Origin of the sequence: Burkholderia sp. Z1 (assembly GCF_014893795.1) — a bacterium.
In the GTDB taxonomy this organism is placed as follows: Bacteria; Pseudomonadota; Gammaproteobacteria; order Burkholderiales; family Burkholderiaceae; genus Burkholderia; species Burkholderia theae.
This window is the reverse complement of record NZ_JACFYL010000002.1, coordinates 3,219,715-3,245,190: the sequence shown is the minus strand read 5'-3', so window position 1 is coordinate 3,245,190 and position 25,476 is coordinate 3,219,715. Positions and strand designations below refer to the sequence as shown.

23 protein-coding genes and 2 pseudogenes are annotated in these 25,476 nt (G+C 61.2%); 20 read left to right on the top strand and 5 right to left on the bottom strand.

The window, feature by feature from the left end; translation table 11 throughout:
- Nucleotides 1-136 precede the first annotated feature (136 nt).
- Nucleotides 137-415, bottom strand: a complete 279-nt coding sequence (locus H3H55_RS31405) for a hypothetical protein (protein WP_193101738.1) — start codon at nt 413-415, stop codon at nt 137-139.
- A 140-nt stretch (nt 416-555) separates the two neighbouring features.
- Nucleotides 556-1,260 (bottom strand): septal ring lytic transglycosylase RlpA family protein, encoded by a 705-nt coding sequence (locus H3H55_RS31400; protein ID WP_226800427.1) that lies wholly within the window; start codon nt 1,258-1,260, stop codon nt 556-558.
- Nucleotides 1,261-1,926: 666 nt separating this feature from the next.
- Here H3H55_RS31400 and H3H55_RS31395 point away from each other — a divergent pair.
- The 4 genes from H3H55_RS31395 to H3H55_RS31380 all read left to right on the top strand — a co-directional run bounded on the left by H3H55_RS31395 (nt 1,927) and on the right by H3H55_RS31380 (nt 7,041).
- Nucleotides 1,927-2,100, top strand: coding sequence for a hypothetical protein (locus tag H3H55_RS31395; RefSeq protein ID WP_193101736.1), 174 nt, complete (start codon nt 1,927-1,929; stop codon nt 2,098-2,100).
- Between the two features lie 75 nt (nt 2,101-2,175).
- A complete protein-coding gene (locus tag H3H55_RS31390) occupies nt 2,176-3,528 on the top strand; it encodes a GntP family permease (protein ID WP_193101734.1) in 1,353 nt (450 codons plus the stop codon).
- A 94-nt stretch (nt 3,529-3,622) separates the two neighbouring features.
- Nucleotides 3,623-4,795 carry a porin gene (locus H3H55_RS31385; protein WP_226800426.1) on the top strand — a complete coding sequence of 391 codons (1,173 nt, stop codon included), beginning with the start codon at nt 3,623-3,625 and terminating at the stop codon, nt 4,793-4,795.
- Complete coding sequence (locus H3H55_RS31380; protein ID WP_226800425.1) at nt 4,717-7,041, top strand: beta-glucosidase family protein; 2,325 nt, start codon at nt 4,717-4,719, stop codon at nt 7,039-7,041. The genes H3H55_RS31385 and H3H55_RS31380 overlap by 79 nt, the downstream gene beginning before the upstream one ends.
- Before the next feature lie 208 nt (nt 7,042-7,249).
- Here the strand turns inward: H3H55_RS31380 and H3H55_RS31375 are convergent, their stop codons facing one another.
- Nucleotides 7,250-7,387, bottom strand: coding sequence for a hypothetical protein (locus tag H3H55_RS31375; protein ID WP_193101732.1), 138 nt, complete (start codon nt 7,385-7,387; stop codon nt 7,250-7,252).
- Between the two features lie 73 nt (nt 7,388-7,460).
- Here H3H55_RS31375 and H3H55_RS31370 point away from each other — a divergent pair, with 73 nt between their 5' ends.
- The 13 genes and pseudogenes from H3H55_RS31370 to arsH all read left to right on the top strand — a co-directional run bounded on the left by H3H55_RS31370 (nt 7,461) and on the right by arsH (nt 19,741).
- The gene (locus H3H55_RS31370) at nt 7,461-8,480 is read left to right on the top strand and encodes a LacI family DNA-binding transcriptional regulator (RefSeq protein WP_193101730.1); all 1,020 of its coding nucleotides are present in this window, start codon (nt 7,461-7,463) and stop codon (nt 8,478-8,480) included.
- A gap of 230 nt (nt 8,481-8,710) precedes the next feature.
- A complete protein-coding gene (locus tag H3H55_RS37605; RefSeq protein ID WP_264299680.1) occupies nt 8,711-8,833 on the top strand; it encodes a hypothetical protein in 123 nt (40 codons plus the stop codon).
- 1,211 nt (nt 8,834-10,044) lie between these two features.
- Nucleotides 10,045-11,382 (top strand): FAD-dependent oxidoreductase, encoded by a 1,338-nt coding sequence (locus H3H55_RS31365; RefSeq protein ID WP_193101728.1) that lies wholly within the window; start codon nt 10,045-10,047, stop codon nt 11,380-11,382.
- Entirely contained in the window at nt 11,357-12,166 is an 810-nt protein-coding gene (locus H3H55_RS31360) for an enoyl-CoA hydratase/isomerase family protein (RefSeq protein WP_226800424.1), read from the top strand. The genes H3H55_RS31365 and H3H55_RS31360 overlap by 26 nt, the downstream gene beginning before the upstream one ends.
- Nucleotides 12,163-13,764: a CoA-transferase gene (locus H3H55_RS31355; protein WP_193101726.1), complete on the top strand. Its 1,602-nt coding sequence runs from the start codon at nt 12,163-12,165 to the stop codon at nt 13,762-13,764. The genes H3H55_RS31360 and H3H55_RS31355 overlap by 4 nt, the downstream gene beginning before the upstream one ends.
- 163 nt (nt 13,765-13,927) lie before the next feature.
- Nucleotides 13,928-15,208, top strand: a complete 1,281-nt coding sequence (locus H3H55_RS31350) for an MFS transporter (RefSeq protein ID WP_193101725.1) — start codon at nt 13,928-13,930, stop codon at nt 15,206-15,208.
- A gap of 110 nt (nt 15,209-15,318) precedes the next feature.
- A pseudogene (locus H3H55_RS37445) lies at nt 15,319-15,506 on the top strand (IS3 family transposase); the annotation flags it as partial.
- 255 nt (nt 15,507-15,761) lie between these two features.
- Nucleotides 15,762-16,457, top strand: coding sequence for a GntR family transcriptional regulator (locus tag H3H55_RS31345; RefSeq protein ID WP_193101723.1), 696 nt, complete (start codon nt 15,762-15,764; stop codon nt 16,455-16,457).
- A 107-nt stretch (nt 16,458-16,564) separates the two neighbouring features.
- Nucleotides 16,565-16,846 (top strand): annotated as a pseudogene (locus H3H55_RS37440) (helix-turn-helix domain-containing protein); the annotation flags it as partial.
- A 119-nt stretch (nt 16,847-16,965) separates the two neighbouring features.
- Nucleotides 16,966-17,301 carry an ArsR/SmtB family transcription factor gene (locus H3H55_RS31340; RefSeq protein WP_193101721.1) on the top strand — a complete coding sequence of 112 codons (336 nt, stop codon included), beginning with the start codon at nt 16,966-16,968 and terminating at the stop codon, nt 17,299-17,301.
- Nucleotides 17,302-17,323: 22 nt separating this feature from the next.
- A complete protein-coding gene (locus H3H55_RS31335) occupies nt 17,324-17,818 on the top strand; it encodes an arsenate reductase ArsC (protein WP_193101719.1) in 495 nt (164 codons plus the stop codon).
- Nucleotides 17,819-17,882: 64 nt separating this feature from the next.
- Nucleotides 17,883-18,953, top strand: coding sequence for an ACR3 family arsenite efflux transporter (arsB, locus tag H3H55_RS31330; protein ID WP_129516292.1), 1,071 nt, complete (start codon nt 17,883-17,885; stop codon nt 18,951-18,953).
- 65 nt (nt 18,954-19,018) lie between these two features.
- Entirely contained in the window at nt 19,019-19,741 is a 723-nt protein-coding gene (gene arsH / locus H3H55_RS31325) for an arsenical resistance protein ArsH (RefSeq protein ID WP_193101717.1), read from the top strand.
- A 60-nt stretch (nt 19,742-19,801) separates the two neighbouring features.
- Here arsH and gltS read toward each other — a convergent pair whose 3' ends face one another.
- Nucleotides 19,802-21,013, bottom strand: coding sequence for a sodium/glutamate symporter (gltS, locus tag H3H55_RS31320; protein WP_193101709.1), 1,212 nt, complete (start codon nt 21,011-21,013; stop codon nt 19,802-19,804).
- Nucleotides 21,014-21,105: 92 nt separating this feature from the next.
- Between gltS and H3H55_RS31315 the strand changes: the two genes are divergently transcribed.
- From H3H55_RS31315 to H3H55_RS31305, 3 genes are all read left to right on the top strand, one after another.
- Entirely contained in the window at nt 21,106-21,387 is a 282-nt protein-coding gene (locus H3H55_RS31315; RefSeq protein WP_193101707.1) for a hypothetical protein, read from the top strand.
- Between the two features lie 92 nt (nt 21,388-21,479).
- Nucleotides 21,480-22,214 (top strand): aquaporin Z, encoded by a 735-nt coding sequence (aqpZ, locus tag H3H55_RS31310; protein ID WP_193101705.1) that lies wholly within the window; start codon nt 21,480-21,482, stop codon nt 22,212-22,214.
- Nucleotides 22,215-22,762: 548 nt separating this feature from the next.
- A complete protein-coding gene (locus H3H55_RS31305; protein WP_193101703.1) occupies nt 22,763-24,019 on the top strand; it encodes a putative Na+/H+ antiporter in 1,257 nt (418 codons plus the stop codon).
- An 81-nt stretch (nt 24,020-24,100) separates the two neighbouring features.
- Here the strand turns inward: H3H55_RS31305 and H3H55_RS31300 are convergent, their stop codons facing one another.
- Nucleotides 24,101-24,910 (bottom strand): TlpA family protein disulfide reductase, encoded by an 810-nt coding sequence (locus tag H3H55_RS31300; protein ID WP_193101702.1) that lies wholly within the window; start codon nt 24,908-24,910, stop codon nt 24,101-24,103.
- Nucleotides 24,911-25,476 lie beyond the last annotated feature (566 nt).

Genomic DNA, 25,476 nt, shown 5'->3' with positions numbered 1-25,476 from the left:
CGGGCCGTCAGCAGGTCACCATGATGCCTGCCGGGCGCGAGTCACTCGCAGGCCGCACCACGATTTCCACACGCTGGCCAAACGAGACCAGCGCCCGTATCAGCAGATCCCGCGAAAACTTGCGGAGTCCGTCGCGCTACTCGGTGGTGACGACCGGCCGGGCCATCTCCGCAAGCGCCGCCGCATCGCCGGTCGTTTCGATGCCGGCGAGCTTGTAGACGTTCTCGTGGGACGCAATAAGGCAGCGAGTAACGCTGACGATTCCATTGATGGCCAACGTGCGTATTGCTCGGCGCACTTGAATGGTCGTCAGGCCGAGCGGTTGCCTCAGTTTCTTGACAGTCCACTCACCCCCGTCCGACATCAGGATAATAATGCGCGCCCCCACCGGAAGCGTTTCGTCAATTTTCAGCATCGCAGTACCTCCTCTCATCTGCTATCGGCTCGGCTGCAGACCCACGCGCCTATCCAAAAATGCGCGGATGGGTCGAAGTGATGGTCCTGACGATGTCCGTGTCGAGCTCCGAGGCGATGCCCGATTGGATCGGCAGCAGGTCACAGCTGCGTGATCGCCACGCGGGCAGTACCTGTTCTCTGGATACCGAGCGCTGATGCGGCGGCGTACGACAGGTCGATGATTCGATGAAAGTTGAACGGGCCACGATCGTTAATACGGACGATGACGGATTTTCCGGTGCTGGCCAGTGTGACGCGGACATACGAACCCAGAGGCAACGTTCTATGTGCTGCCGTCATGGCATTCATGTTGAGCCGCTCACCGCTTGCAGTGCGATGCCCGATGAATGCCTTGCCATACCATGACGCAATCCCCTGCTGAGGGAGGGCAGTCGACGCTGTGGGCTTACCTTGTTCACCGTCTGAAGGGCGACGTCCGTCGGATGTCTTTTCGTACTGCGACGTAATCCACTGTTGATGGAATGCCGAGGACACTGTCGATTTAACCGGTTGCGGTTCCGACGCGCTCGGACTCGAACCAACAATCTCGGGTTGATTCTCGCTCGATTGAGTTTTAGATAATGGGGATGTAATGGAATGCTGATCTACCGGGACACAATGACAACCCGATAGTGTGGCTGTGGCGATGTATATGATCAGTAAAAGATTAGGATAGCGAAAATTAAAAATCATGAGTTGATACGTAGAGGTGGAATCGATATCAGATGGCGCCAGACGCAACTGCATTGGGCGTGGAAAGACCAGAGCGGATGAACGGCGAGCCGGCGGACTCGCCGTCATCATCCATGACTGCCCAGACGTCGGCATCAGCAAGCGGCGCAACAGGTGCGGAAGTCGGTGCTGCGGCCGGGCTAGGTGCCCGTGAGCAGGATTGGCCCTCACCTCTCCAATGCTATTCGGAAAGTGTCCGCAGTGGTATCAAGCGGGCTGAACAATTGTCAAATCGACGATCAGCCGCTAGCGCAATCGCTTGAAGGACATTGTCAGCCGAGGCGTTCAGATCGATCGCAATCAGCGTGAACGGCCGTCGCGCGTGGAAATGCGGCGGCCACCCTCGACCACGACCGAGTATTCTGGAAATGCATGCGTGTCCTTGTCATGCAACACGCATATCCACCGGCACACATCCCGACCGTCATGGAACGCCAAGCGCAACTTATCAACCAATAGTTCACAAACTGTGACATTGGATCGCACGGAACTCGATATCATCGGTGGTGTGACGCTGAGATGTTGTGCTTGATCGCCAGCAGACGGGCGATCGGTGATAACCAGCGCGCAATTTCATTCGTTCAGTAAATTAGGATTACTACTAATTTGTTGGGTCGTATTAGCGATGTGACTTGCGGCGATGGCATTTATCGTGACAGGAGGTGCGGTACGCGACTGCGAGATGCGCTTAAATTTGTGTTCTTGAGATAGCGCTATCTTTCAACGGTGACGGCTTCCGTGAACGAAACGGTATCTGGGGTAGTGGTGGGTGTTGCCGCGGAATTTGCCGACTACGCCGCCGAATCCCGGACGTTCGCCGCCAACGCGGCATCGCCGCGTTCCGACATCACCCGTCTAGGGGCGAAGTGGTTGGACGATCTCGCTCCTGGCGACATTCGCTTGGTCGCATGAGATAGCAGATATCTCTGCAGTCTTATCACCGCATCCACTCAGAGGGACAGCGGGCACTACAACAATGGAGACACTATGCATAACGTAGCAGGCAGCGCTCATCTGCTGATCGACGCGCTGATCGCGATCGTCGGACTGATTCTATTGATCACCCGCTTCAGGATTCACCCATTCGTCGCGCTGACACTCGCGTCCGGATTCCTTGGCCTGATTTCCGGGATGCCGGTCGCAAAGATCGTGCAGTCCTTCCAGGATGGTTTTGGGGGCGTGCTGGGCTTCGTGGGCATCGTTCTCGGACTCGGCACCATGCTCGGCAAGATGATGGCCGAATCAGGCGGAGCAGATCGCATCGCCCGTACCCTGATCAATGCGTTCGGCAAGGAGCGGGTGCAGTGGGCCATGATGTGTGCCGCGTTTCTAGTCGGCATCCCGCTCTTTTTCGAGATTGGATTCGTCCTGCTGATTCCGCTCGTTTTCATCGTTGCGCGACGCACCGGCGTGCCGCTGATCAAGGTCGGCATCCCGCTGCTCGCAGGTCTGTCGGTCGTCCACGGCCTCGTGCCACCTCACCCCGGTCCCCTGCTTGCGATCGGCCTGTTCGGCGCCGACATCGGCAAGACCATCTTTTACGGGCTGATCGTCGGCTTGCCGACGGCAATCATAGCGGGTCCGCTTTACGGTTCGTTCGTCGCGAGATACGTTCAGGGCTCGGCGTCTCGAGAATTGCTTGAGCAACTTGCTAAGGAATCCGAATCGAAAAGCTTGCCTGGGTTCGCGGTGACGATCTTCACCGCATTGCTGCCGGTATTGCTGATGCTGATCAAGACATTCGCAGACATCAGCCTCCATGCAGATAGCGGTTTGCGCGCCTGGATGGACATGATCGGCCATCCGATTACTGCGTTGCTGCTGGCATTGCTGGTATCTCTGTACACGTTCGGCATCGCACGCGGCTTCGATTCCAGGCAGATTCTGAAGTTCGTCGACTCCAGTCTCGGGCCCGTGGCGGCCATCATTCTGATCATCGGCGCTGGCGGCGGATTCAAACAAATGCTTGTCGCAAGCGGCGTCGGCGACGCGATTGGCCAGATGGCGGTGCAGGCACATATGTCTCCCATTCTGCTCGCATGGTTTGTTGCGGCCATGATTCGAATTGCGACGGGGTCCGCGACGGTGGCGACGATCACTGGCGCTGGTATTGTCGCGCCCGTTGTTGCAATGGTCCCCGGTGTGAATCGTGAACTTCTGGTGCTGGCGACCGGTGCAGGTTCGCTGATCCTGTCGCACGTGAACGACGCGGGATTCTGGCTTGTCAAGCAGTACTTCAATATGAGCGTTGTCGAGACCTTCAAGACCTGGACGGTGATGGAGACCATCGTCTCGGTCGTTGCGATCGTTCTCATAATGGTCCTCTCAACGTTTGTATAACCTATTCCGCCCTTCTCTGGAGGGGCGTGAACGCAGTTCCAGTCCATCGGTAGCAGTGAATCAAATCGGAGGAAATCCAATGAGAGGAGATAAAATGAAAGCTAAATCATTCGGTATGCGAAATAATTTGAATGATCGTATGAAAACTCCGGATGCCGCCGGCAAGCTTTCGCCCTTGCAATGGGCTGGCCGCGCAGCTGGGGCGTCGCTCTTCGTGCTGGCAAGTGCCGGAGTCAACGTCGCGCAGGCTCAGAGCAGCGTAACGATTTATGGGATCGTCGATAGCGGTTTTACCTACACGAGCAATCAGGGCGGAAAAAGTCTCGTGCAGGCCACTGCGGGAAATCAGCAGGGGTCGCGTTTGGGATTCAAGGGAACCGAAGACCTCGGTGGCGGCCTGAGCGCCATTTTCCGCTTGGAGAATGGCTTCGACACGGATAGCGGCGCCTTGAAGCAGGGTGGCAGACTGTTTGGGCGTGGTGCATGGGTCGGTCTCAACAGCGACAGATGGGGCAGTGTCACGGCGGGGCGCCAATTCAATCCGGTTCAAGACTATTTGTCCAACGACGGGGTCGGTGCGTACACCCAGTACGGAAACATCCTCTACGACAACGACGACCTGAACAACACGTTCCGATCCGACAATTCGATCAAATACACTTCACCGCGCATCAATGGGTTGCAAGCCGAAGCCCTTTACGCCTTTTCGAACAGCCCCGGCGCGGCGGACAACCGCAGCTGGAGCGTCGGTGCGCAATATCTGAATGGTCCGTTGCGCATTGATGCAGCCTATGCACTGCTCAACAAACCCGCGCTGAACACGACCGGGGCGATCCCGTCCGACAATTATTTCCCGACTTCGGTTGTTTCGAACGTGCAGCGCCAGCAGATCTGGGGCGTCGGCGGTGCCTACACGGTCGGCGCCTTGAGCGTCGCATTGTTGCACACGCAATCGAATTTCTCGCTCGTTGGCAACAGTCTGGACTTCTCGAACTACGAGGCGAGCGCGCAATACTGGGCGACGCCGGTCTGGCAGCTTGGCGTGGGTTACGACTTCACGACCGTGCACCAGTCGGTCGGCGGCAATGCGAAATATCATCAGATTGGCGGTAATGTGAGCTACTACCTCTCCAAGCGCACGGATCTGTATTTGAACGTTATCTACATGCACGGTAGCGGCGGGGCGGCATGGATCAATGGTTTGTCGAATCCTTCTTCGACGGGCGTTCAGACCACCGCGATCGCGGGCATTTTGCACAAGTTCTAATGCACCCGTCGTCGATATTCAAGGAGACAACCAGCGTGAAAAATGAACGAACCGTACCAAAAGGAAATCCATTCAAGCCCAGGGCGATTGCCGTTCTCGCTTTCGCTTTTTGTGCATCCGTGGCTCATGCTTCGTCGTCTGCGAGCGTCGATACCGGCGCAACTCCCGATCAGCGGGCCGATGCGTTGATCGCGAAGATGTCGCGGGACGATATGATTCAACTGGTGCACGGGCTCTACGGGCGCTTCGCAAAGAGCCCGCTGCTGCCGTCCGGCATCATCGCAGGGATCCCGCACCTCGGGATTCCGGATCAGGTCGAGTCCGATGCAGGCCTCGGCATCCGGTCGTTGCTCGACAAGACTACCGGGCTACCGGTCCGTGGTGTCGACACGGGCGCGGCGACGCCGATGCCTTCGGGGCTGACGACGGCGGCGACGTGGAATCCGCAACGTGCGTTCGATGGCGGGGCGATGATTGGCGAGGAAGCGCACCGGGTGGGTTCGAACGTATTGCTTGGCGGCGGGACGAATCTCGCGCGCGATCCGCGCAATGGCCGCAATTTCGAATATGCAGGCGAAGACCCGCTGCTGGCCGGGACGATATCCGGCGCGGCGATTGCCGGCACCCAGAGTCGGCACGTGATCGCGACGGTCAAACATTTCGCGCTGAACGACCAGGAAGCCAATCGGTTCAAGGTAAGCTCGAACATCGACTGGGCGGCCGCGCGGGAATCGGATCTGCTCGCGTTCCAGCTTGCTGTTGAAAAGGGCGACCCGGGTTCCGTGATGTGCTCGTATAACAAGATCAATACCGTCTGGGCGTGTTCAAACGACATGTTGCTGAACGGGATCCTGAAAGGCGACTGGCACTTCAAGGGTTACGTGATGTCGGATTGGGGGGCCGTGCATGACGTCAAGGATGCGGTGAGCGGGCTCGATCAGGAATCGGGTGAATCGTTCGACAAGGACAACGGTGGTCCGTTTTTTGGTGAAACGCTGAAGCAGGCACTGAGCGCAGGCATCGTGCCGGAAAGCCGACTGAAGGACATGGTCCATCGAATCTTGCGCACGATGTTCGCAAAGGGGGTGATGGAAAATCCGCCGGTGCTGCGCCCGCTCGACGTGGCGGCCGATGCAGCGATCGCGCAGGCAGATGCGGAGGAGGGTATCGTTCTGCTGAAAAATACCGCAAAGCAGCTGCCGCTAGCCGGCGGTCAGTCGATCGCGGTAATCGGTTCACATGCAGATGCCGGCGTGCTTTCGGGTGGCGGGTCCTCGCAGGTGTGGCCGGTCGGAGGCCCGGCCGCGGCACTGGGCGGCTTCAGCTTTCCGAATCCAGTGATCTATGATCCTTCGTCACCGCTCAAGGCGATCCACGCAAAAGTGCAGGGCGAGGGCCGCGTGACCTACGACGACGGCGCTGATCCCGCGAAGGCGGCGGAACTCGCGAAGCATGCCGACGTCGCGATCGTATTTGCACACCAGTGGAGTGCCGAATCCATCGATAACGCAAGTGATCTTCTTCTGCCCGACGCCCAGAATGAATTGATCGAGCAGGTGGCGGCCGCAAATCACCACACGATTGTTGTGCTGGAGACCGGCAACCCGGTTCTTATGCCATGGCTGTCGAAGGTAAGTGCCGTGCTCGAGGCGTGGTATCCCGGCGCGAGAGGTGGCGAAGCGATTGCGAACGTATTGTATGGCGACGTCAATCCGTCCGGCCGCTTGCCGATAACCTTCCCTGCCAGCGTTGCGCAATTGCCTCGGCCGAAAATCGCACCGGATGCTGCGGTCGATTACAACATCGAAGGCGCTTCGATTGGCTACAAGTGGTATGAGAAGACGCGTCAGGTACCGCTCTTCCCGTTTGGTTTTGGTTTGTCTTATACGACATTCGCGTATTCGAACGCGAACGTGCGAGAAAACACCACCGGACTGACCGTAACCTTCGATCTGGCAAACACGGGTAGCCGTAACGGAAAGGAAGTGGCCCAGGTTTATATCGGACTGCCTTCCGCCGCGAACGAACCCAGGCGACTCGGCGGATTCAAGAAGGTCGATCTGAAGGCCGGGGAAACGACGAAGATTTCAATCGATGTCGATCCGCGTTTGCTTGCGAAGTTCGACAATCAGAGCCATATGTGGCGTATCCCGGAGGGCACGTACTCGATTTACGTAGGTACGTCCGCCGGCGACTCGAAGTTGATTCGCTCCATCAAGCTGAACGCTCGTAGCCTTGCTTCTTGAGCATGGGTATCTGAGTCGCAAGCTTCCTCGCACTTGAGATTCGGGAAACATCCGGATCATCTGGCCGCCCTGGTGCAGGGCGGCCAGCTTTTTTTGAACATGTATCAGAAGCTCTGCAGCGAGTTCGGCTGCCGCCGCGGCAACTGTGGCGATAGCGAGCCGATCGATCAATTTGGGGTTGACTCAAGAGTGAACTGATCTATCATCGTTACCGCGCTACAACACATGCGAGGCCAAGCGCGCCATCGACGAGTAAATCGAAACGTTCGATAACCAGCGGCAAACTGATGTCCCTGTCGCGGCTGCCTCTCGGCAGCGCCTCGATCTTGGCCTGACGCGCTTGCATCCACTGAATCCGACCGACTTCAGCGAATCAAGATCAGTGACGCACGGACGTAATACGAGATATTTCTGAAAATATGACCGACCGGAAAACACGAGGCACCGGCCGTCCAACGCTGGAGGAGGTGGCGCGCCGAGCCGGTGTAAGCACGATCACTGCGTCCCGCGCACTTCGCGACGTCAAGACCGTCGGGTTGGACCTGGCGCAGCGCGTCCGTGACGCAGCGAAGGAACTCGGCTATGCGACCAATACAGCCGCCCGGGCACTCGCTTCCGCGCGTAGCGAAGCCGTCGCGGTGCTTGTTCCATCCCTGTCCAATCTTGTGTTCGTCGACGTACTGGAGTCGATCCATACGATACTCAGGCCCGAAGGCTTCGAGATCCTGATCGGCAACACGCACTATGCGTGCGATGCCGAAGAAGATCTGATCAGGCGCTACCTCGCCTCGGCCCCGAGCGGAATGATCTTGACCGGGTCGGAGCGCACGGAAGTCGCTAGACGCCTGATCGACACGAGCGGCGTGCCATATGTTCACATGATGGAAATCTCGCACGGTCCCGGCGTACATTGCGTCGGCTTTGCACAGACGGGTGCTGGCCAGATTGCGGCAGAGCATCTGATTGGACGTGGCCGTCGTCGAAACGCGTTCGTGGCTGCTCAGCTCGATCCACGGATCATGCAGCGAGGCGAAGGTTTTCGTCGCGCGCTGCAAAAAGCTGGCATGTATGACGCCAAGCTGGAATTCCTGTCGCCGACTCCCTCGTCGATCGGCCTTGGCTGCGAGATGTTTGCGCAGATCATGGAGCGACACCCTGATGTCGACGGCATCTTTTTCGGCAACGACGATTTGGCGCATGGCGCGCTTCTCGAAGCATTGCGTCGCGGCGTGCCGGTGCCACAGAAAGTCGCGATGGTCGGTTTCAACGATCTGCCGGGATCCGCGTATACGGTCCCGCGCCTCACCACAATTCGCACTCCTCGCGCCGAAATAGGCCGTCGTGCTGCACTCATGCTACTTGCGATGATTCGGGGAGAACGGGTGGTTGAGCCGATAGTCGATACTGGTTTTGAACTCATTGTCCGAGAAAGCTCCTGAGCCGTGCCATGGGGATGCTTCTTGTCACGACTGTCCGGGATATCGCGCGTACGATCGGGAAGAGCGCCCACCGATAAGCCGCATGCGCATACGTCGAGACTGCCGTACCAGTGTGCATTGACAACATTTGTCACGCGGATGTTTTGCGTCAACGACCGTTGGCGACGAATCGTTGATTGATCAGACGCACGTTCGTGTCTAATCGATCAACCCCGCGGGAGAGTTTTGCCATGAAACTGCTGAAAATGACCGTCATTGCTGCTGTGGCCTTCGCATTTGCCGGCGCTGCGAGTGCGGCAAATTTGCATCATCACCATCGCCATCACCACCATCACGCGGCGGACCGGCACTAAGCACGTACACCGCGCTCGAGGGCCGCGGCTAGTGTTTCGAGCTACGGATTGTTGTGTACATGCGAGCAGCCCGTGCGTCATCGTACGCTGAGGCACGCGTCGCTCGGCACGATGTCGATTCAGGTGCCGCCGGAGAAAGCGCGGATGCGTCGTGAGGCAGCGAAATATCACGCGCGGCTGAGTCGCGACGCCTGAGACCGGGGGCGAGGACCTCATGTCCGCCGAAGTGCGATGCCATCACATATGTTCACAATGCCCCGCTCGCCCGGCTATAACATTGCTTTGCAGTCCGGGCTATCGTTTGCCACGCAAGCGATAGGGACTCCCTCGGGTCTCCCCGGATTGTGTGGTCTTGAAGCCTGTTGCCGCGCCCGACGCCTCCTCGGGCGCGGTTTTTTTTGGTTCTTCGCGGATTTTCGTGCGCGAAATGCGTCCCCGTATCCGTCCATATCGCCGCCACCTGCGCGCTTCGGCGCAATATGGAACGTGACGTGAACTGGGACCGTACCCGCTGGATTCGAATCGGCGGGATGAGTGTTCGATCACGCTTTTCGGTTAGTCCCGCCCTGATGCGGTGGGCGGTGCGCTGGCCGACATCGGCAGCCGCAGAAAGGTATCGGCTCCGCAGTACTGCCGACCGAGCTCCGCCGTTGCGTAGATCGACGTGGTGTCGATCTGGTCGATCTCTCCCCACTGCTGATCGCCAACGCCTTGCGCCGCATCAACATCGCTTTGGCCTGCGGGCACCGGAGAGATAGCGGCGAAAGTCGGCCAACGTCGCTCGCACCTGACCTGTCGCGATAGCGCTCGCGAGCTACAGGCTTTTTGACTCGTCCTCGATCGCCTCGGCCGACACATAACCCGACGCGGTGCGCGCTACCGGGTCGCTGCGGCAAGGCGGTCCTCGCAGCCACCTGACCAGATGCGTATTGATGCGCTGCGTCACCGCGTTTGACGTCGCGAGCCATGACGAACGCGGAACGCTCCCGGGCAGGGAAAGATCGTCGCCTTTTGTGCGAGTAGCCCGAGCTAGGGAAAACGTTAGCTACGCAGCTCATTTCGCCAGCAAATCCCTGTCCCATCTGCGAATCAACGCATCTACTCCACCTCAGACGTTCCTCGTTTTTACTTTCGCTGTTGACAGGCCAATTTCGCCTCGGTACAAATGTCGTCAGCTGACATATCAGATGACGACACGAAGGATGTGGAAGATGAAAAAAGCTGGAGTCGATGTCCGGTCCGTTGCCGATCTTCAATGCGACGTCCTTGTAACAGGCGGAGGCGCCGCTGGAGTCGCGACCGCCATCACCGCGAGTCGGCAAGGGCTCAAGGTGATCCTCCTGGAGCGCTATGGCTTTTGCGGCGGTGGGGCGGTTGCAGGGCTGTCGGGTACGGTATGCGGCTTGTACCTTGCGACTGACCGCACCGGGGCGAAACCGGAAGCGATCGTCACCGGCTTCGCGCAGGAGTTTTGCGACGCACTGGAGCAGCGCGGCGGTCTTGCCGCACCAGTACGCTATGGGAAAACCTGGACGCGCGTTCACGATCCGCTGGTGTGGCGTGATACGGCCGACAGCCTGCTGGAAGAAGCGGGCGTCAAGGTGATTTATCACACGGTTGCGACCGGCGTGCTGTTGGACGGCAACGAGCGCGTTGAGGGCGTGACGGCATGGACCAAGCAGGGGCCGTTGACAATTCGCTCGCGTGTCACCGTCGACGCCAGCGGCGACGCCGATCTCGTCGCGATGGCCGGCTTCGACAGTTTCATGGGTGACGGCACGCGTGTGCAGAACCCGACGATGATCTTCAGGCTGCAGGGTGTCGACGTCGAACGGTTTACCGACGCTTACGGCGATGACACGATCATGGGCGAGGCCATTTCCGCGCTGCTGCGCGAACGGCAACTCGCCGGCGATAACCTGCCGCGCTCGAAAATATGGCTCTTCCCGACCACGCGTCCCGGCGAACTGCTATGCAACTGCACGCGAATTACTGGCTCCGACGGCCGAGAGCTCAACCCGCTTCTCTACGATGATTTCACGGAAGGCGAGATGAACGGTAGAAAGCAGGTTCATTCGTATGCGCGATTCATTAAGGACTACGTAGTTGGATGCGAAAGTGCTTACGTCAACGATACGGGTGTTCAGGTGGGCGTGCGCCAGACTCGCCAGGTCGAAGGCGTGACAAAGCTGATGAACGCCGATGTGGTCGGTGCGAGGAAGTTTTCCGACGGTATTGCACGTTCGCCTTGGCCGATTGAATTGCACTCGGGCTCGAAGCCGAAGGTGGAGTGGGTGCTCGACGACTATTACGAAGTGCCCTACGGCTGCTTCGTGCCGTCGCGCGGCGAGGGGCTGCTGGTAGCGGGGCGGTGTCTTTCCGCGGAGCATGAGGCGGTAGCGTCTGCCCGTGTCACGGCGCAGTGCTTTTCATACGGCCATGCGATCGGCCATGCCGCTGCCTTGGCCGTGCGTCAGGGTGTTGAGCCGCGCAAGGTCGACTCGCAGGCGATACGTACCGCGCTTGGGCGAGACGGTGCTCATCTGTAACGGTGAGATTGGTATTGAGAAGGTCTACTTGGAGGGTGTGCAAGTGATTAGCGTGAACATGGGTGATATCTGTCACTTGACGTTGAACCGGCCCGAACGACGCAATGCGCTCGACGGCGAATCGATAGCGGATCTGGAGCGGGCATTGCAGCAAGCCGACCGCGACCCGGAGGTGCGTGCGATTGTGATCTCCGGGGCTCCACCTGCATTCTGTTCGGGCAGCGACCTGAAGGAGCTCGCGACGATGTCGATTCAGGAGATGTGCGATTCCGAGTCGGACACGGCGCGCGTCGCTCGCTCCATCGCGAGTCTGTCGAAGCCGGTCATTGCCGCGGTGGAAGGCTTCGCGCTGGGCGGCGGCTTCGTCCTGGCGATCTCGTGCGACATCGTTGTGAGCGCATCGAATGTGCGCTGGCATCTTCCCGAGGTGCCAAATGGCTGGCTGCCGCCGTGGGGGCTGCAGGCACTGCTCACGCGAGTGGGTCCGGTGCGTGCTCGCTTGCTGACGTGGGCCGCGGACGTGATGGATGGCGTCGAAGCGCACCGTCTTGGCATTGCGGACTATTTGAGCGAACCGGGTGCTGCCGACCAGCAAGCGCTCGCACTCGCTAAACGGCTTGCCGCGCTGCCGCCCGCCGCGGTCGCTTCCACGAAGCGCTTCTTCGAGCCTTTCGTTTCGCTTGACGGCGAACGGCTCGACAATCTGGCTTCCCGGCATTTCGCGAGCAATTGCGAAGGGGGAGCAGCCAAGGCAATTTTTTCGAAGTTCAAGGTGAAGTCATGACGAAAATCATGTCCGCGGCACAGGCTGTCGCTTCGATTCAGGATGGGCAAACGGTCGCATCCGTAGGCGTTATCGGCTGGACCGTACCCGATGCCACACTCGCGGCGATCGGCAAGCGTTTCAGCGAAACGGGTGCGCCGCGCAATCTGACGTTCTACTTCCCATGCGGGACGGGTGACGCGGTCGGCATTCGCGGGATGGATCATGTTGCGCAGGAGGGGCTGATGAAGCGCATCGTTTCCGGCTCCTACATCAACCCGGTCAATCCGCACACCGGAGAACGTCCCGCGTTGATGCGGCTCATCCAGGAGAACCGGATTGAAGCATATTCGTGGCCGATTGGTGCGTCGATGCACTGGTTGCGCGAGGTCGCGCGCAGGAGCCCGGGCTATATGACGCGCGTCGGCGTCGGCACGTATGCAGACCCGCAGCACGGTGGTGGCAAGTTCACGAGCCGCTGCGAGGATGATCTCATTCAGAAAATCCGTCTGAACGGCGAAGACTTGCTGTTTTATCCAAGCTGGCCGATCGATGTCGCCATTATCCGCGCCAGCAGTGCTGACGAGTTCGGCAACCTTTCATTCGAAGACGAGCCGCTGGTTTCCGCAAGCCTCGCGCTCGCGCTGGCGGCGAAGGCCAGCGGCGGGCGTGTGATCGCGCAGGTTCGCCGTATCGTACCCGGCGGTGAGCGCGCGGCGACGTCGGTGCGCCTGCCGGGCATGTTCGTCGACTCGCTCGTGGTCGATCCGCACATGATGATGAGCACCGATACACCATACGACGAGGCTTATCTGCGGCCGTCCGCCGTGGATGCGCGTTTACCCGCGATTCCGTTTGGCCCCGACAAGGTGATCGCGCGTCGTGCGGCGCTTGAAGTAAGGAAGCATGAGTTGTCGATTTTTGGCTTCGGTGCGGCGGCTGACGTGCCGCTCGTCATGGCGGAGCAGGGTCTCATTGATCTGGAGAATCGCCCGAACGACTACTGGTTCACGACGGAACACGGCTCCTATGGCGGTATCGTGATGAACGGCTGGCAGTTTTCGGCGAATCTGCGGCCGCAGGCCCTGCTCGACGGCGTCACACAGTTCGACGTGATCGACGGAGGGTTGTGCCGATTCGCAGCGCTTGCTTTCGCCGAGTACGATTCACATGGTACGGTCAACGTCAGCAAGTTCGGCAAGGTCAACCCTGGAGCGGGTGGTTTCATTGACATAGCGATGAATGCGCAGCGGCTTGTGTTTACGGGGTCGTTCACGACTGGCGGGCTTGATATCGCCTACGACGCGGGCCGCATGCGGATCGTGAAAGAGGGCAAGGTCAGCAAGTTCGTCGATACGGTGCAGAGCCGGACCTATCCGGTCGCGGATGGCGTGGCGGCCGGGCAGAGCGCACTGATCGTGACCGAACGCGCAGTGTTCGAACAGACCCCAAGTGGTCTCGTGCTGACCGAGGTTGCGCCAGGCGTGGACGTGCGCCGGGACGTGCTCGATCTGATGGCATTTCGGCCCGCTCATATTCTCGACCCGTTGCCGCTTATGCCTGAATCGCTGTTCACCGACAGCGTCGGCCACCAGGCCGATGCTGTAGTTGATAGCTAATACGAACAGCGATGACGCGGCCACTCTGGTTACCTCTGGCAGTTGCCATCGACCAGACGCCGCGTCGGTTCCGATACTGTAGTTACATAGCACTGCGTATTGATGCGGTGCCGATTACAGCCAAACCATCCCGATCATCAATTGAGATCTGGAGGAGACGATCATGAAGTACCGCTGGTTCATCGTTTTCATGTTGTTTCTCGCGTGCGCAATCAGCTATCTCGACCGAGCCGCACTCTCGGTTGCCGCGCCGCTCATCGCCAAGGATCTCCAGCTCGATGCCGCACATCTCGGCATCGTCTTCAGCGCGTTCTTTGTCGGCTACGCGATATTCTGCTTTGTTGGCGGCTATGCGGCGGACCGCTTCGGCGCGAAGCGGGTGCTGATCGTCGCGATCGGCCTCTGGTCGATTTTCTGCGGGCTGACCGCGGCGGCATCGACGCTAGTGGCCCTGCTCGTGATTCGTGTGATATTCGGCGCGGGGGAAGGACCGCTGGCGACGTGCACGAACAAAATCATCAGCAACTGGTTCGAGCGCAAGGAGCAGACCACCGCCGTCGGTTTCGCGAATTCGGGCCTGCAACTGGGCGCAGCGCTCGCCGGGCCCATTGTCGGGCTGATGGCGCTGCATTGGGGCTGGCGCATTCCGTTTATCGTGATCGGTATTGTGGGCATTCTGTGGGTGCTGATGTGGTCGATCTTTTCGACGGATCGGCCCGAGCATAACCGTTGGGTGCGCGGTGCAATCTCACCGTTGGCACGGGCTGCGGCCGATCGTCCGGAATCCGGATCGATTCCAAATATGTCGCTGGTCCACTATCTGAAGAGCCCGACGATCTGGGCCACTTCTCTCGCCTACTTCGGTTACGCGTACATCCTGTACTTTTTCCTGTCCTGGTTCCCGAGCTATCTGATGATGGAGCGGCATTTGAGTCTGTCGTCGATGAGTATTGTCAACGTCATTCCGTGGTTGCTCGGCTTCGCGGGGATCGCACTCGGCGGGCTCACGTCCGATCTGATTTTCCGCTGGACTGGCAATGCGTTGAAATCTCGCAAGATCGTGATCGTCGGCGGCCTGCTGGTTGCGGCAGTCTGCGTTGCACTCGCCGGCACGGCAACCACCGTTGTCTCGGCCGTTGCACTGATGGGCACGACGGTGTTCTTCATGAACCTTACCCTCAGCGTGTACTGGGCGATCATTCTAGATACGGTCGAACCCGCACGGATGGGCGGCGTCGGTGGTTTCATGCATCTGCTCGCAAACACGGCGGGGATTCTCGCACCGATCCTCACGGGCCTCCTCGTGCAATGGACGCATGTATTCAAGAGCGCGTTTCTGTTGAGCGGGGGCGTGGCACTGGCAGGAGCAGTCGCAGTGGCGGTATTTGTGAGTGCACCGCGTGTGGATGTTGAAATGCCGACAAATGGCGCAGAAGTTCGGTAATGGTAGCTTTAGTGATGCCGGTCGACTTGTCGATAATAACGTTCAGTGCGGGCTGGAGTATGTATCCATAAAACTGAGGAGCGTCGCCCGCGCTTCTCTGCGTCGTCAGTCAGGGGCGGCGTCCGGTCTACAAGCGTCCCGATAGCGTGACGACGGAATCGGCTCACCCCCTGCGGGTGGCGCCGAATCCATTGGATCGGCGTTTCGACGGCTGGAGGCCCAATGAACCCAGGTGAGCGACCTCATCTTCATGACGACCTGCGAGGGCTGGTTGTATATCGCCGCTGTACTCCGATTGCGGTAGCCAACGCGCATTCAGCCGGTTGTCGCAACATGCGGCTAGAAGCTCGATTTAGACATCGCATACAATGTTCCGCTGCGGTTTTCCACCCAAGAGCCTTGCGAGATCGATGTTCAGTGCGGCCGCGACTGCGTGCAGTGCCTCGTTTCCATAGCGAGACAAGCAGGCTCCCGAACGCGTTCGCAGGCGAAAGTACGCCAATGCGACCCTCATCGGGGCATAATCCTCGAGGTCATTGTTCCGCTCTCCTCCATGAAGAAAACAGGCTCCGCCAAAAACGTCTCCCGACACAAACCATCGAGCCCGCCCGATCAACTGCTGGCCGACGTGGCGTTTGCGCAGATCGAGGAAATGATCATTACGCGCAAGCTACCGCCCGGTTCGATGATCTCTGAAAGCCAGCTTGCCGTCGAGATGGAAATGGGACGCACGCCGGTACGAGAAGCGCTTCAGCGGCTACGGCAGATCGGTTTCGTGGAAACATTGCCACGCCGCGGCACCCTCGTTGCAGGCGTCGATATTCGCCAGCAACTGGAACTGCTCGAGGTCAGGCGCCCGCTTGAGGAATTGGTGGCACAAGTAGCCGGGGTACGCGCGACCCCCGAAGAGCGAACGCATCTGCTCAAACTCGCGAAGGAGATGATGACGGCAGCCGAACGCGGAGACACGAAATCCTGGATCAGGATCGGTGGAGAGATACATCATGCCGAAGTTTACGCCACGCACAACAGCATGCTGATCACAAGCATGCTGCCGATTCATGCGCAGTCACGGCGCTTCTGGTATCAACATATCGTGCAGAATCGTGCATACGTCGAAGGCGCGCAGTTGCATTCCAACGTGCTAAAGGCGATTGCCGCGGGTGACGGCAAACGGGCAACTGCCGCAGTTCAAGGATTGATGCAGTTCATCGAACGATTTACCCGCTCCGCACTCGACACATTCTGATCGACCGCAGAAGACTTGCGGGCTGCCTTCCACGGGGCTGAGGGCGCGCGCTTATGCGTCGCCTTTTGTGTGTGATCCATAGGCATCGTTTCAACTGAAATGTGGCGATGGATCGGGAGATCGTCACACGAATTCGGTGGGTACGCGTACCACGAGACCGACAACGCCGACCCGTGTGTGCGAGGTGCGACATATCCCGACCAACACTTCGCAAATCGCTGCGTTGCTGTCAGGAGACCGGTGAAGCAGGTCTCCAGTCCCAAAGTCGACGTCCACTCCACAGCCCGGACCGGAAGGTCTTCGAGGCTGACCGGGCAACGATCCTTCGATTGCGTATCGCGCACACAGGCGCGCGGCGAATCCCGAATGAACCGCGACGGCACGAGCAATGAGAACTGCCCCTCGCGACCATTCACAAGATCTTGAGCGAGGCGTGTGTAATGACCGTCCTGACGTTCCCGCGCCAAGGAGGCTTCTCATTCTTCCATGTTTCGACTATTATCGAAATATGGAAACGAACGAAACCATCGCCGCGCTTGCGGCCCTCGCGCACGAATCCCGGCTCGCCGTCTTCCGCGCGCTGGTGCAGGCGGGGCCGCAGGGCCTGCCGGCCGGGCAGATCGCCACGCTGCTGGATGTGCCCCCTTCATCGCTGTCCTTTCATCTGAAGGAACTGGCCCATGCGCAGCTCGTCACGAGCCGGCAGGAAGGCCGCTTCGTCATCTATTGCGCGAACTTCGCAACGATGAACGGGCTGCTGGCCTATCTCACGGAGAACTGCTGCGGCGGTAATCCTTGTTCGCCGGCAGCCGCGTGTTCGCCGTCCGGTACATGTCAATCCTGAAGCGCATTCGCGTCACTTTCCCATGACCACGAACGTCCTGATCCTCTGCACCCACAACTCCGCGCGCAGCGTGCTGGCCGAAGGCATGCTCAATCATTGGGCCGCGAAGCTCGGCAAGGATGTGCGCGCGTACAGCGCCGGCAGTGCGCCGAGCGGTCGCCTCAATCCGTTTGCGCTCGAAGCGTTGACGAACGCTGGCGTCGACGTGAGCGGCTACCGCAGCAAGAGCTGGGACGAGTTCACTGGTGATGGCGCGCCCGAAATGCGCGTCGTCATCACCGTGTGCGACAGCGCGGCCGCCGAGACGTGCCCGTACTGGCCCGGCAGCCCCGTCAAGGTGCATTGGGGCTACGCCGATCCGTCGAATGCGTTGGGTGGCGACGACGGCAAGCGCATCGCGTTCGAACTCACGCGCGAGGCCATCGGCTATCGGATGCTGCAGTTGCTGGCGCTGCCGCTCGACCGGATGAGCAACGCCGAACTTCAGACGGCCTTGACCGACATTTCACGAAACTGAGCGGTCGCACGGCGGCAAGCCTGAGTGAAGATGCCGCCTGCGTCTGCAAGACCGGCCCCGTCCCATGAACACGTCCAACGTCATCCCGCCTCGCAAGGCTGTTGCCAGGCCGTCCATCAACTTCTTCGAACGCTATCTGACGGTCTGGGTCGCGTTGTGCATCGTGGCCGGCATCGCGCTCGGTCAGGTGCTGCCCGGCCTGTTCCAGCAGATCGGCCGGATGGAATACGCGCAGGTCAATCTGCCGGTCGGCCTTCTCATCTGGGTGATGATCATCCCGATGCTCGTCAAGGTCGACTTCGGCGCGCTGCACGAAGTGCGTCAGCACGTGAAAGGTATCGGCGTCACGCTCGTCGTGAACTGGCTCGTCAAGCCGTTCTCGATGGCGTTCCTCGGCTGGCTGTTCATCCGCCATCTGTTCGCACCGATGCTGCCGGCGGAACAACTCGACAGCTACATCGCCGGCCTGATTCTTTTGGCGGCCGCGCCGTGCACGGCGATGGTGTTCGTATGGAGCCGGCTGACCGGCGGCGATCCGTTGTTCACGCTGTCGCAGGTCGCGCTGAACGACAGCATCATGGTGATTGCGTTCGCGCCGCTGGTCGGCCTGCTGCTGGGGATGTCCGCGATTTCCGTGCCGTGGGCGACGCTGCTCACGTCGGTGGTGCTCTATATCGTCATCCCGGTGATCCTCGCGCAGCTCTGGCGCAAGCGGTTGCTCGCGAACGGGCAGGCGGCGTTCGATGTCGCGATGGCGAAGATCGGCCCGTGGTCGATCGCGGCATTGCTGGCCACGCTCGTGCTGCTGTTCGCGTTCCAGGGCGAAGCGATCCTGAAGCAGCCGCTGGTGATCGCGCTGCTCGCGGTGCCGATCCTGATTCAGGTGTTCTTCAACTCGGCGCTCGCGTACTGGCTCAATCGCGCCGTGGGCGAGAAGCACAACATCGCGTGCCCGTCGGCGCTGATCGGTGCGTCCAACTTCTTCGAGCTGGCCGTTGCGGCCGCAATCAGCCTGTTCGGTTTTCATTCGGGCGCGGCGCTGGCTACCGTCGTGGGCGTGCTGATCGAAGTGCCGGTCATGCTGCTGGTGGTGCGCATCGTGAACCGGTCGAAGGGCTGGTACGAACGCGCTTGAGCAAACAGAGGAATCCATCTGCATGAACGACGTCACGATTTACCGCGATTGCGCGGAGGGCAAGCATGTCTGACCGTCTGGACGACCTGCCGCAGCTCGATATCGATTCTTTCCGCGTGCCGGATGCGGGACAGTTGCGGCCGGCGTCGCCGTCGACGCATCCGCCCCGGCTTCTGCTGCTGTACGGCTCGCTGCGCGAGCGTTCATTCAGCCGGCTGCTGGTCGAGGAAGCCGCGCGCCTGCTCACGGCGATGGGCGCCGACGTGCGTGTGTTCAATCCGAGCGGCCTGCCGCTGCCGGACGATGCACCCGAGAGTCACCCGAAGGTCGTCGAGTTGCGCGAGCTGGTGACGTGGTCGGAAGGCATGGTGTGGTGCTCGCCCGAACGGCATGGCGCGATGACCGGGATCATGAAAGCGCAGATCGACTGGATTCCGCTGACGATGGGCGCCGTTCGGCCGACGCAGGGCAAGACGCTTGCCGTCATGCAGGTCAGCGGCGGCTCGCAATCGTTCAATGCGGTGAACCAGATGCGCGTGCTCGGACGCTGGATGCGCATGCTGACCATCCCGAACCAGTCGTCGGTGGCGAAGGCGTTCGCGGAATTCGACGAGGCCGGGCGGATGAAGCCGTCGGCGTATTTCGATCGCGTGGTCGATGTGCTGGAAGAACTGGTCAAGTTCACGTTGCTGACGCGGGACGTCGGGCCTTATCTGGTCGATCGGTATAGCGAGCGGAAGGAGAGCGCGGAGGAACTGTCGAAGCGGGGGAATCAGCGCAGTATCTGAACGACGCAGCGGAGGCGGTCGGCGCGCGGTAGCGGTGACGCGCCGCGCGCCGACCGCCCGTCACCCGTAGATCGGCAGCGCCAGAAACAGCTTGATCACGAGCGCGTTCGCGATGTCGATGAAAAACGCGCTGACCATCGGCACGATCAGGAACGCCATGTGCGACGGGCCGAAGCGCGCGGTGACGGCCTGCATGTTCGCAATGGCGGTGGGCGTCGCGCCGAGCCCGAAGCCGCAGTGGCCGGCGGCAAGCACGGCCGCGTCGTAGTTGCGGCCCATCAGCCGGTACGTGACGAACACCGCGTAGGCGACCATCAGCGCCGTCTGCGCGACGAGCAGTACGAGGATCGGCAGCGCGAGCGATGCGAGATCCCACAGTCGCAGCGTCATCAGCGCCATCGCGAGGAACAGCGACAGGCTCACGTTGCCGAGCAGCGATACCGCATGCTCGGACGGCCGCCAGCCGAACAGCGACAGCCCGTTGCTGACCACCACACCGACGAACAGCACGCACACGAAGGTCGGCAACTCGAACGCGGTGCCGCGGATCAGCGATTCGATCGCCGTGCCGCCGGACAGCGCGATCGCGAACAGCGCGAGCGTGTTGATGAACGAGGACGGCGTCAGCGGTTGCTGCTCCTTCGGATGTTCGAAGCCGTTCGTGTCGCCGGCGATGCCCTGCGGCGCATGCGGCTCGGCGAGGCCGGGTGTCTTGATGTTGCGGGTCAGGAAGCGCGCGATCGGGCCGCCGAGCAGCCCGCCGAGCACCAGGCCGAAGGTCGCGCACGCGATCGCGGCTTCGGTTGCCGATTCGAGCCCGTGACGCTCCGCGAACACCTTGCTCCACGCCGCGCCCGTGCCGTGCCCGCCCGACAGCGTGATCGAACCGGCCAGCAGGCCGAGCAGCGGATCGAGGCCGATCGCTTTCGCGAGACCGATGCCGATCGCATCCTGCAGGATCAGCAGGCCGAGCACGACGAGCAGGAACCGCACGAGCATCGGGCCGCCGGCCTTCAGGCTCGACAGCTTCGCGTTCAGGCCGATCGATGCGAAGAACGCGAGCATCAGCGGCGCCTGCATCGACGTGTCGAAGCGGATCTCGGTGCCCGCGAAACCGCGCAGCGCGGTGAGCGCCAGCGCGACGACGAGGCCACCCGCGACAGGCTCGGGAATCGTGTACGCGCGCAGCACGCCGATGCGGGAAACCAGGAGCTGACCGAGCAGCAGAACGAGCGATGCCGCGACGAGTGTGCCGAAGGTGTCGATTTGCATGGAGCAGATCCTTTCGCTGGTGTGAACGCATTATCCTCGAACGCATGCGGACGGGAATAGCGCATTGAAGTTGTTCTGGAAAACGAATTCAAATGAAGTCGGGCAACCGGTCCGATTGTTTCCGCTTCGGATCACGGCGGGTGACTGTGGATCCGGATGCGTATGTGCTGCGTCGCGGCAGCTTTCAGGGCGGCACAAAAGCCGCTTGCCTCGCACGCATGTTGCGTCGCAACGCCGGAATCGACGCTTGCAAAACATGCTGGATTTCATCGGGCTTTCGGCCTGAATTTCCTCGAATGCGGGATGAATTCATCGATGAAATTCCTGATCGAGCCGGCTGCGCCGACATTCCTGATCCGATCTCAAAAAAATAGTTCGCTTTCAATAATCCCGCCTAATATGGGTAAAGGCCCGATTCCGGCGGCCGTGTCTGCGTCTTCTTCTCATTCGATCAGGAGTCCACGCAATGAATCTATCTCATCGACTGGCAGCGGAAATGTTCGGCACGTTCTGGCTGGTGCTCGGCGGGTGCGGCAGCGCCGTGCTGGCCGCGGCCTTTCCGGGCCTCGGCATCGGCTTTGTCGGTGTCGCGCTCGCTTTCGGCCTGACCGTGCTGACGATGGCGTTCGCGATCGGGCATATTTCGGGCTGCCACCTGAACCCGGCGGTGAGCGTCGGCCTGACGGTTGCCGGCCGCTTCCCGGCGCGCGATCTCGGCCCGTACATCGTCGCGCAGGTGATCGGCGGCGTGATCGGCGCGGGCGTGCTGTACCTGATCGCAGTCGGCAAGCCCGGCTTCGACGTCGTCGCGAGCGGCTTTGCGACGAATGGCTTCGGCGAACGTTCGCCCGGCCACTACGCGCTCGGCTCGGCGTTCATCTGCGAAGTCGTGATGACGGCCTTCTTCCTGTTCGTGATCCTCGGCGCGACCGACAAGCGCGCGCCGGCCGGTTTTGCACCGATCGCGATCGGCCTGTGCCTGACGCTGATTCACCTGATCTCGATTCCGGTCACCAACACGTCGGTGAACCCGGCCCGCTCGACCGGCCCCGCGCTGTTCGTCGGCGGCGACGCGATCGGCCAGCTGTGGCTGTTCTGGGTCGCACCGATCATCGGCGCGGCGATTGCCGGGGTCATCTATCCGCTGGTGGCCGGGCGTGATCCGGCCGATCGGCTGACGCCGGCGCACGCGCAAGACTAGCGCGGGACGAAGCGGCGTCGGCGCCGAGCCGTTCGACGCCGCGCCATCAGCGTCAGCGTGATCAGCAGATACTGCGATTCGGGCAACTGACGATAGCGTATCGGCGGGTGCCCCGACGACCAATCGGACCAGTCTGATTATGGGTGTTCGCAAGCTCCAGCATTGATGGCCGGCGCTCGTTGACGCGTCGCTGCGCGGCACAGCCCATGGAGGGTGCGCCACAAAGTCGCAGGCCGGCGCGCTTGGCTTGTCTCAATATTTTCATTAGGATGATCGCGCGCGTGACGCGGCGCGAGCGATCCACCGGGCTGCACAATCGGATCCGTCTACCTCGTTTATAAGACCGGTCCGATTGGGCGCGCCCCGGCGATCGCGATACCCTTCGGTCACCTGATCAGAACGGGCGGCCCGCCTTTCACCCGTCTGCCATTCGCGTTCGCGACAATGCGGTCTCGTTGCCGAGACCGTCGTTGCGCAGCCCATCGTGTTTCACTCGGCGCCAGCCGCGAGCCATCGCGTGCCGGATCGTCACTGCACTGGATACCGACATGCCCCACACCGTCGAACTCGCCGGCGCGATCATCTTCGGTCTCGCGCTGCTGCACACCTTCCTCGCGAAGCGCTTCGAAGTGCTCGCGCATCGTCATCCGCGCCACGCGGGTCTGTTCCACTTTCTCGGCGAGGTCGAGGTCGTGTTCGGCTTCTGGGCGCTCGTGCTGCTCGTCGCGATGACGGCGCTCGCGGGCCCGAAGGTCGCGCTCGACTACGCCGAATCGCGCGTGTTCACCGAACCGATGTTCGTGTTCACGATCATGGTGATCGCCGCGAGCAAGCCGATTCTCGACGCGGTCACGGGCATCGTGCTGCGCATCGCGCGCGTACTGCCGGTCAACACCGAGGTGGCCGTCGTGTGGTTGTCGCTCGCGCTGATTCCGCTGCTCGGCTCGTTCATCACCGAGCCGGCCGCGATGACGCTCGCCGCGCTGATCCTGCGCGACCGGCTGTTCGGCGCGCCGATCAAGGAGCACTGGAAGTACCTCGCGCTCGGCGTGCTGTTCGTCAACGTGTCGGTCGGCGGCACGCTGACCGCCTATGCGGCGCCGCCGGTGCTGATGGTCGCGTCCGCGTGGGGCTGGGACAGCGCGTTCATGGCCGCGCAGTTCGGCTGGAAGGCGCTCGTCGCGGTGCTGATCAACGCGACCGTGCTGACCGCGCTGATGCGCGGCGAGCTTGCCGCCGCGCCCGCGCCGGCCGCGCAGCCGGACGCCGTGCGTGTGCCGGTCGGCGTCACGTTGATTCATGTCGGCTTCCTGGTCGCCGTCGTGCTGACCGCGCATCATCCGGTGATCTTCGTCGGCCTGCTGTTGTTCTTCCTTGGCTTCACGCATGCATACGAGCGTTACCAGTCACCGCTGATGTTGCGCGAGAGCCTGCTCGTTGCGTTCTTCCTGGGCGGCCTCGTCGTGCTCGGCGGGCTCCAGCAATGGTGGTTGCAGCCGGTCGTCGAATCGATGGATGCGTATGCGCTGTATGCGGGCGCGCTCGGTCTCACCGCGATCATGGACAACGCCGCGATTACCTATCTCGGCTCGCTGATCGCCGGCATTCCGGACGAAGCGAAGTACATGCTCGTCGCGGGCGCGGTCGCAGGCGGCGGTCTGACCGTGATCGCCAACGCGCCGAATCCGGCCGGGCTCGCGATCGTGCGCAAGGGCTTTCACGACGAATCGGTGAGTGTGGGTGGATTGCTGGCGGCGGCACTGGTACCGACGCTCGTTGCGAGCGCGGCGTTGTTGTTCCTTTGAGTTTCAACGTCAAACAGCGCCGCTGCCGACAGGCGAGCACCTGATCACTATCGAGCGATCAGCGCGTCGCACGCGGTGCCCTCAGCGGCCGAACTGCGTATTGACCGCGTCCTTGAGCCGCGCTGCGGTGATCTCGCCCATGTGCGACTCGACCAGCTTGCCCTTTTCATCGAAGAACAGCGTCGTCGGCAGCCCGCGCGACCCGTAGGTCCGCATCGCGCCGAGCGGGCGGTCGAGCAGCACGTGGTCGAAGCGCAGTCCTTTGCGTTCGAGAAACGCGCGCACGGTCTGCGCGTCCTCGCCCTGGTTGATCATCAGGAAGTTGATGCCCGGGTAATCGAGCTGCGCCTGCGCCAGGATCGGCATTTCGCGCTGGCACGGCGGACACCAGGTTGCCCACAGGTTCACGACGACCGGCTTGCCCGCAAAGCTGCCCGGTATAACGGGTGTCGCATCGAGCGTTTCCACGCGCAACGCGGACAACGGCGCCGCCGCGCGGTCGAACGTCGCGAGCACGCCTTGCGCCGCACCCCATGCCAGCATGCCGGCGGCGATGCCGGCGAGCGCGGGCCGGGCCAGCCCCGGCAGGCGGCGCGAGCGCCAGCCGATATACGCGAGCGCGACCGGCAGGCCGATCCACCACGTGAAGCCGCCGTCGCCGAGCGCGACGATGGATTTCGGCGCGGCAAAGTAGTCGGGCCACCAGCGTGCGATATAACCGACGCGCGCGGCGATCAGCCCGATCAGCAGCGCGTCGAGCAGCAGGCTGGCCGACGTCCGGTGCTGACCCTCGGGACGGTTGCGCTGCGCGAAGCGCGCGACGAGCCACGCGATCAGCGCGGCGATGGCGACGGCTACGACCCTGACGGAAAAGGGGCCGATGCTCAGCATGAGAAAGCGTTCATTGTCATTAATCGGATGAGGAATGCGTTGATGATTGACGCCCGGGCGCGCGAAGCGTTCCCGACGCGACGGCATCATCGCGTTTCGATGCGCATGTGCCGCAACGCGGACAGACCGTCGTACTCGCGTTGCGGGATGAGGCGTTGCCGCGCGCGTCCGGGTTCGAGCGCGGACGTAACGAGTTCGGCACTCATGATACCGGTCGGTAACGCGACGATGCAGGAGCCGCATGCGACCGCACGTAATTCAGACCCGTCCGATTCCCAGATGCGAAGTGCTCGTCAACAATAGGTCTACCGGACGGTGTGGTAGCCGGACGGCGTCTCCGTTTGCACGGAAGACCTCTCCTTTACGGCTGCTTCAACGCAGCCGTTTTTTTTGCGCGTCCGCACCAGCGGCAATGCCGATGAAGATCGGTTGCCGACACGATACTGAAGCATGCTGCGAACGCGCAGCGGCCCGAAGAAAATCGTTGCGCTCGATCTTTGCCGTCGCAGTGCGGTGAAAGGGGGACATCCGACGGCGCCGGTGAACCACCGCGCCATCCGCCCGCA

Coding starts and splice junctions, on each gene's coding strand:
- H3H55_RS31405 (WP_193101738.1), bottom strand. CDS start 415: ATGCTGAAAATTGACGAAACGCTTCCGGTGGGGGCGCGCATTATTATC.
- H3H55_RS31400 (WP_226800427.1), bottom strand. CDS start 1,260: ATGATGACGGCGAGTCCGCCGGCTCGCCGTTCATCCGCTCTGGTCTTT.
- H3H55_RS31390 (WP_193101734.1), top strand. CDS start 2,176: ATGCATAACGTAGCAGGCAGCGCTCATCTGCTGATCGACGCGCTGATC.
- H3H55_RS31385 (WP_226800426.1), top strand. CDS start 3,623: ATGAAAGCTAAATCATTCGGTATGCGAAATAATTTGAATGATCGTATG.
- H3H55_RS31380 (WP_226800425.1), top strand. CDS start 4,717: ATGGATCAATGGTTTGTCGAATCCTTCTTCGACGGGCGTTCAGACCAC.
- H3H55_RS31375 (WP_193101732.1), bottom strand. CDS start 7,387: ATGCAAGCGCGTCAGGCCAAGATCGAGGCGCTGCCGAGAGGCAGCCGC.
- H3H55_RS31370 (WP_193101730.1), top strand. CDS start 7,461: ATGACCGACCGGAAAACACGAGGCACCGGCCGTCCAACGCTGGAGGAG.
- H3H55_RS37605 (WP_264299680.1), top strand. CDS start 8,711: ATGAAACTGCTGAAAATGACCGTCATTGCTGCTGTGGCCTTCGCATTT.
- H3H55_RS31365 (WP_193101728.1), top strand. CDS start 10,045: ATGAAAAAAGCTGGAGTCGATGTCCGGTCCGTTGCCGATCTTCAATGC.
- H3H55_RS31355 (WP_193101726.1), top strand. CDS start 12,163: ATGACGAAAATCATGTCCGCGGCACAGGCTGTCGCTTCGATTCAGGAT.
- H3H55_RS31350 (WP_193101725.1), top strand. CDS start 13,928: ATGAAGTACCGCTGGTTCATCGTTTTCATGTTGTTTCTCGCGTGCGCA.
- H3H55_RS31345 (WP_193101723.1), top strand. CDS start 15,762: ATGAAGAAAACAGGCTCCGCCAAAAACGTCTCCCGACACAAACCATCG.
- H3H55_RS31340 (WP_193101721.1), top strand. CDS start 16,966: ATGGAAACGAACGAAACCATCGCCGCGCTTGCGGCCCTCGCGCACGAA.
- H3H55_RS31335 (WP_193101719.1), top strand. CDS start 17,324: ATGACCACGAACGTCCTGATCCTCTGCACCCACAACTCCGCGCGCAGC.
- arsB (WP_129516292.1), top strand. CDS start 17,883: ATGAACACGTCCAACGTCATCCCGCCTCGCAAGGCTGTTGCCAGGCCG.
- arsH (WP_193101717.1), top strand. CDS start 19,019: ATGTCTGACCGTCTGGACGACCTGCCGCAGCTCGATATCGATTCTTTC.
- gltS (WP_193101709.1), bottom strand. CDS start 21,013: ATGCAAATCGACACCTTCGGCACACTCGTCGCGGCATCGCTCGTTCTG.
- H3H55_RS31315 (WP_193101707.1), top strand. CDS start 21,106: ATGAAGTCGGGCAACCGGTCCGATTGTTTCCGCTTCGGATCACGGCGG.
- aqpZ (WP_193101705.1), top strand. CDS start 21,480: ATGAATCTATCTCATCGACTGGCAGCGGAAATGTTCGGCACGTTCTGG.
- H3H55_RS31305 (WP_193101703.1), top strand. CDS start 22,763: ATGCCCCACACCGTCGAACTCGCCGGCGCGATCATCTTCGGTCTCGCG.
- H3H55_RS31300 (WP_193101702.1), bottom strand. CDS start 24,910: ATGCTGAGCATCGGCCCCTTTTCCGTCAGGGTCGTAGCCGTCGCCATC.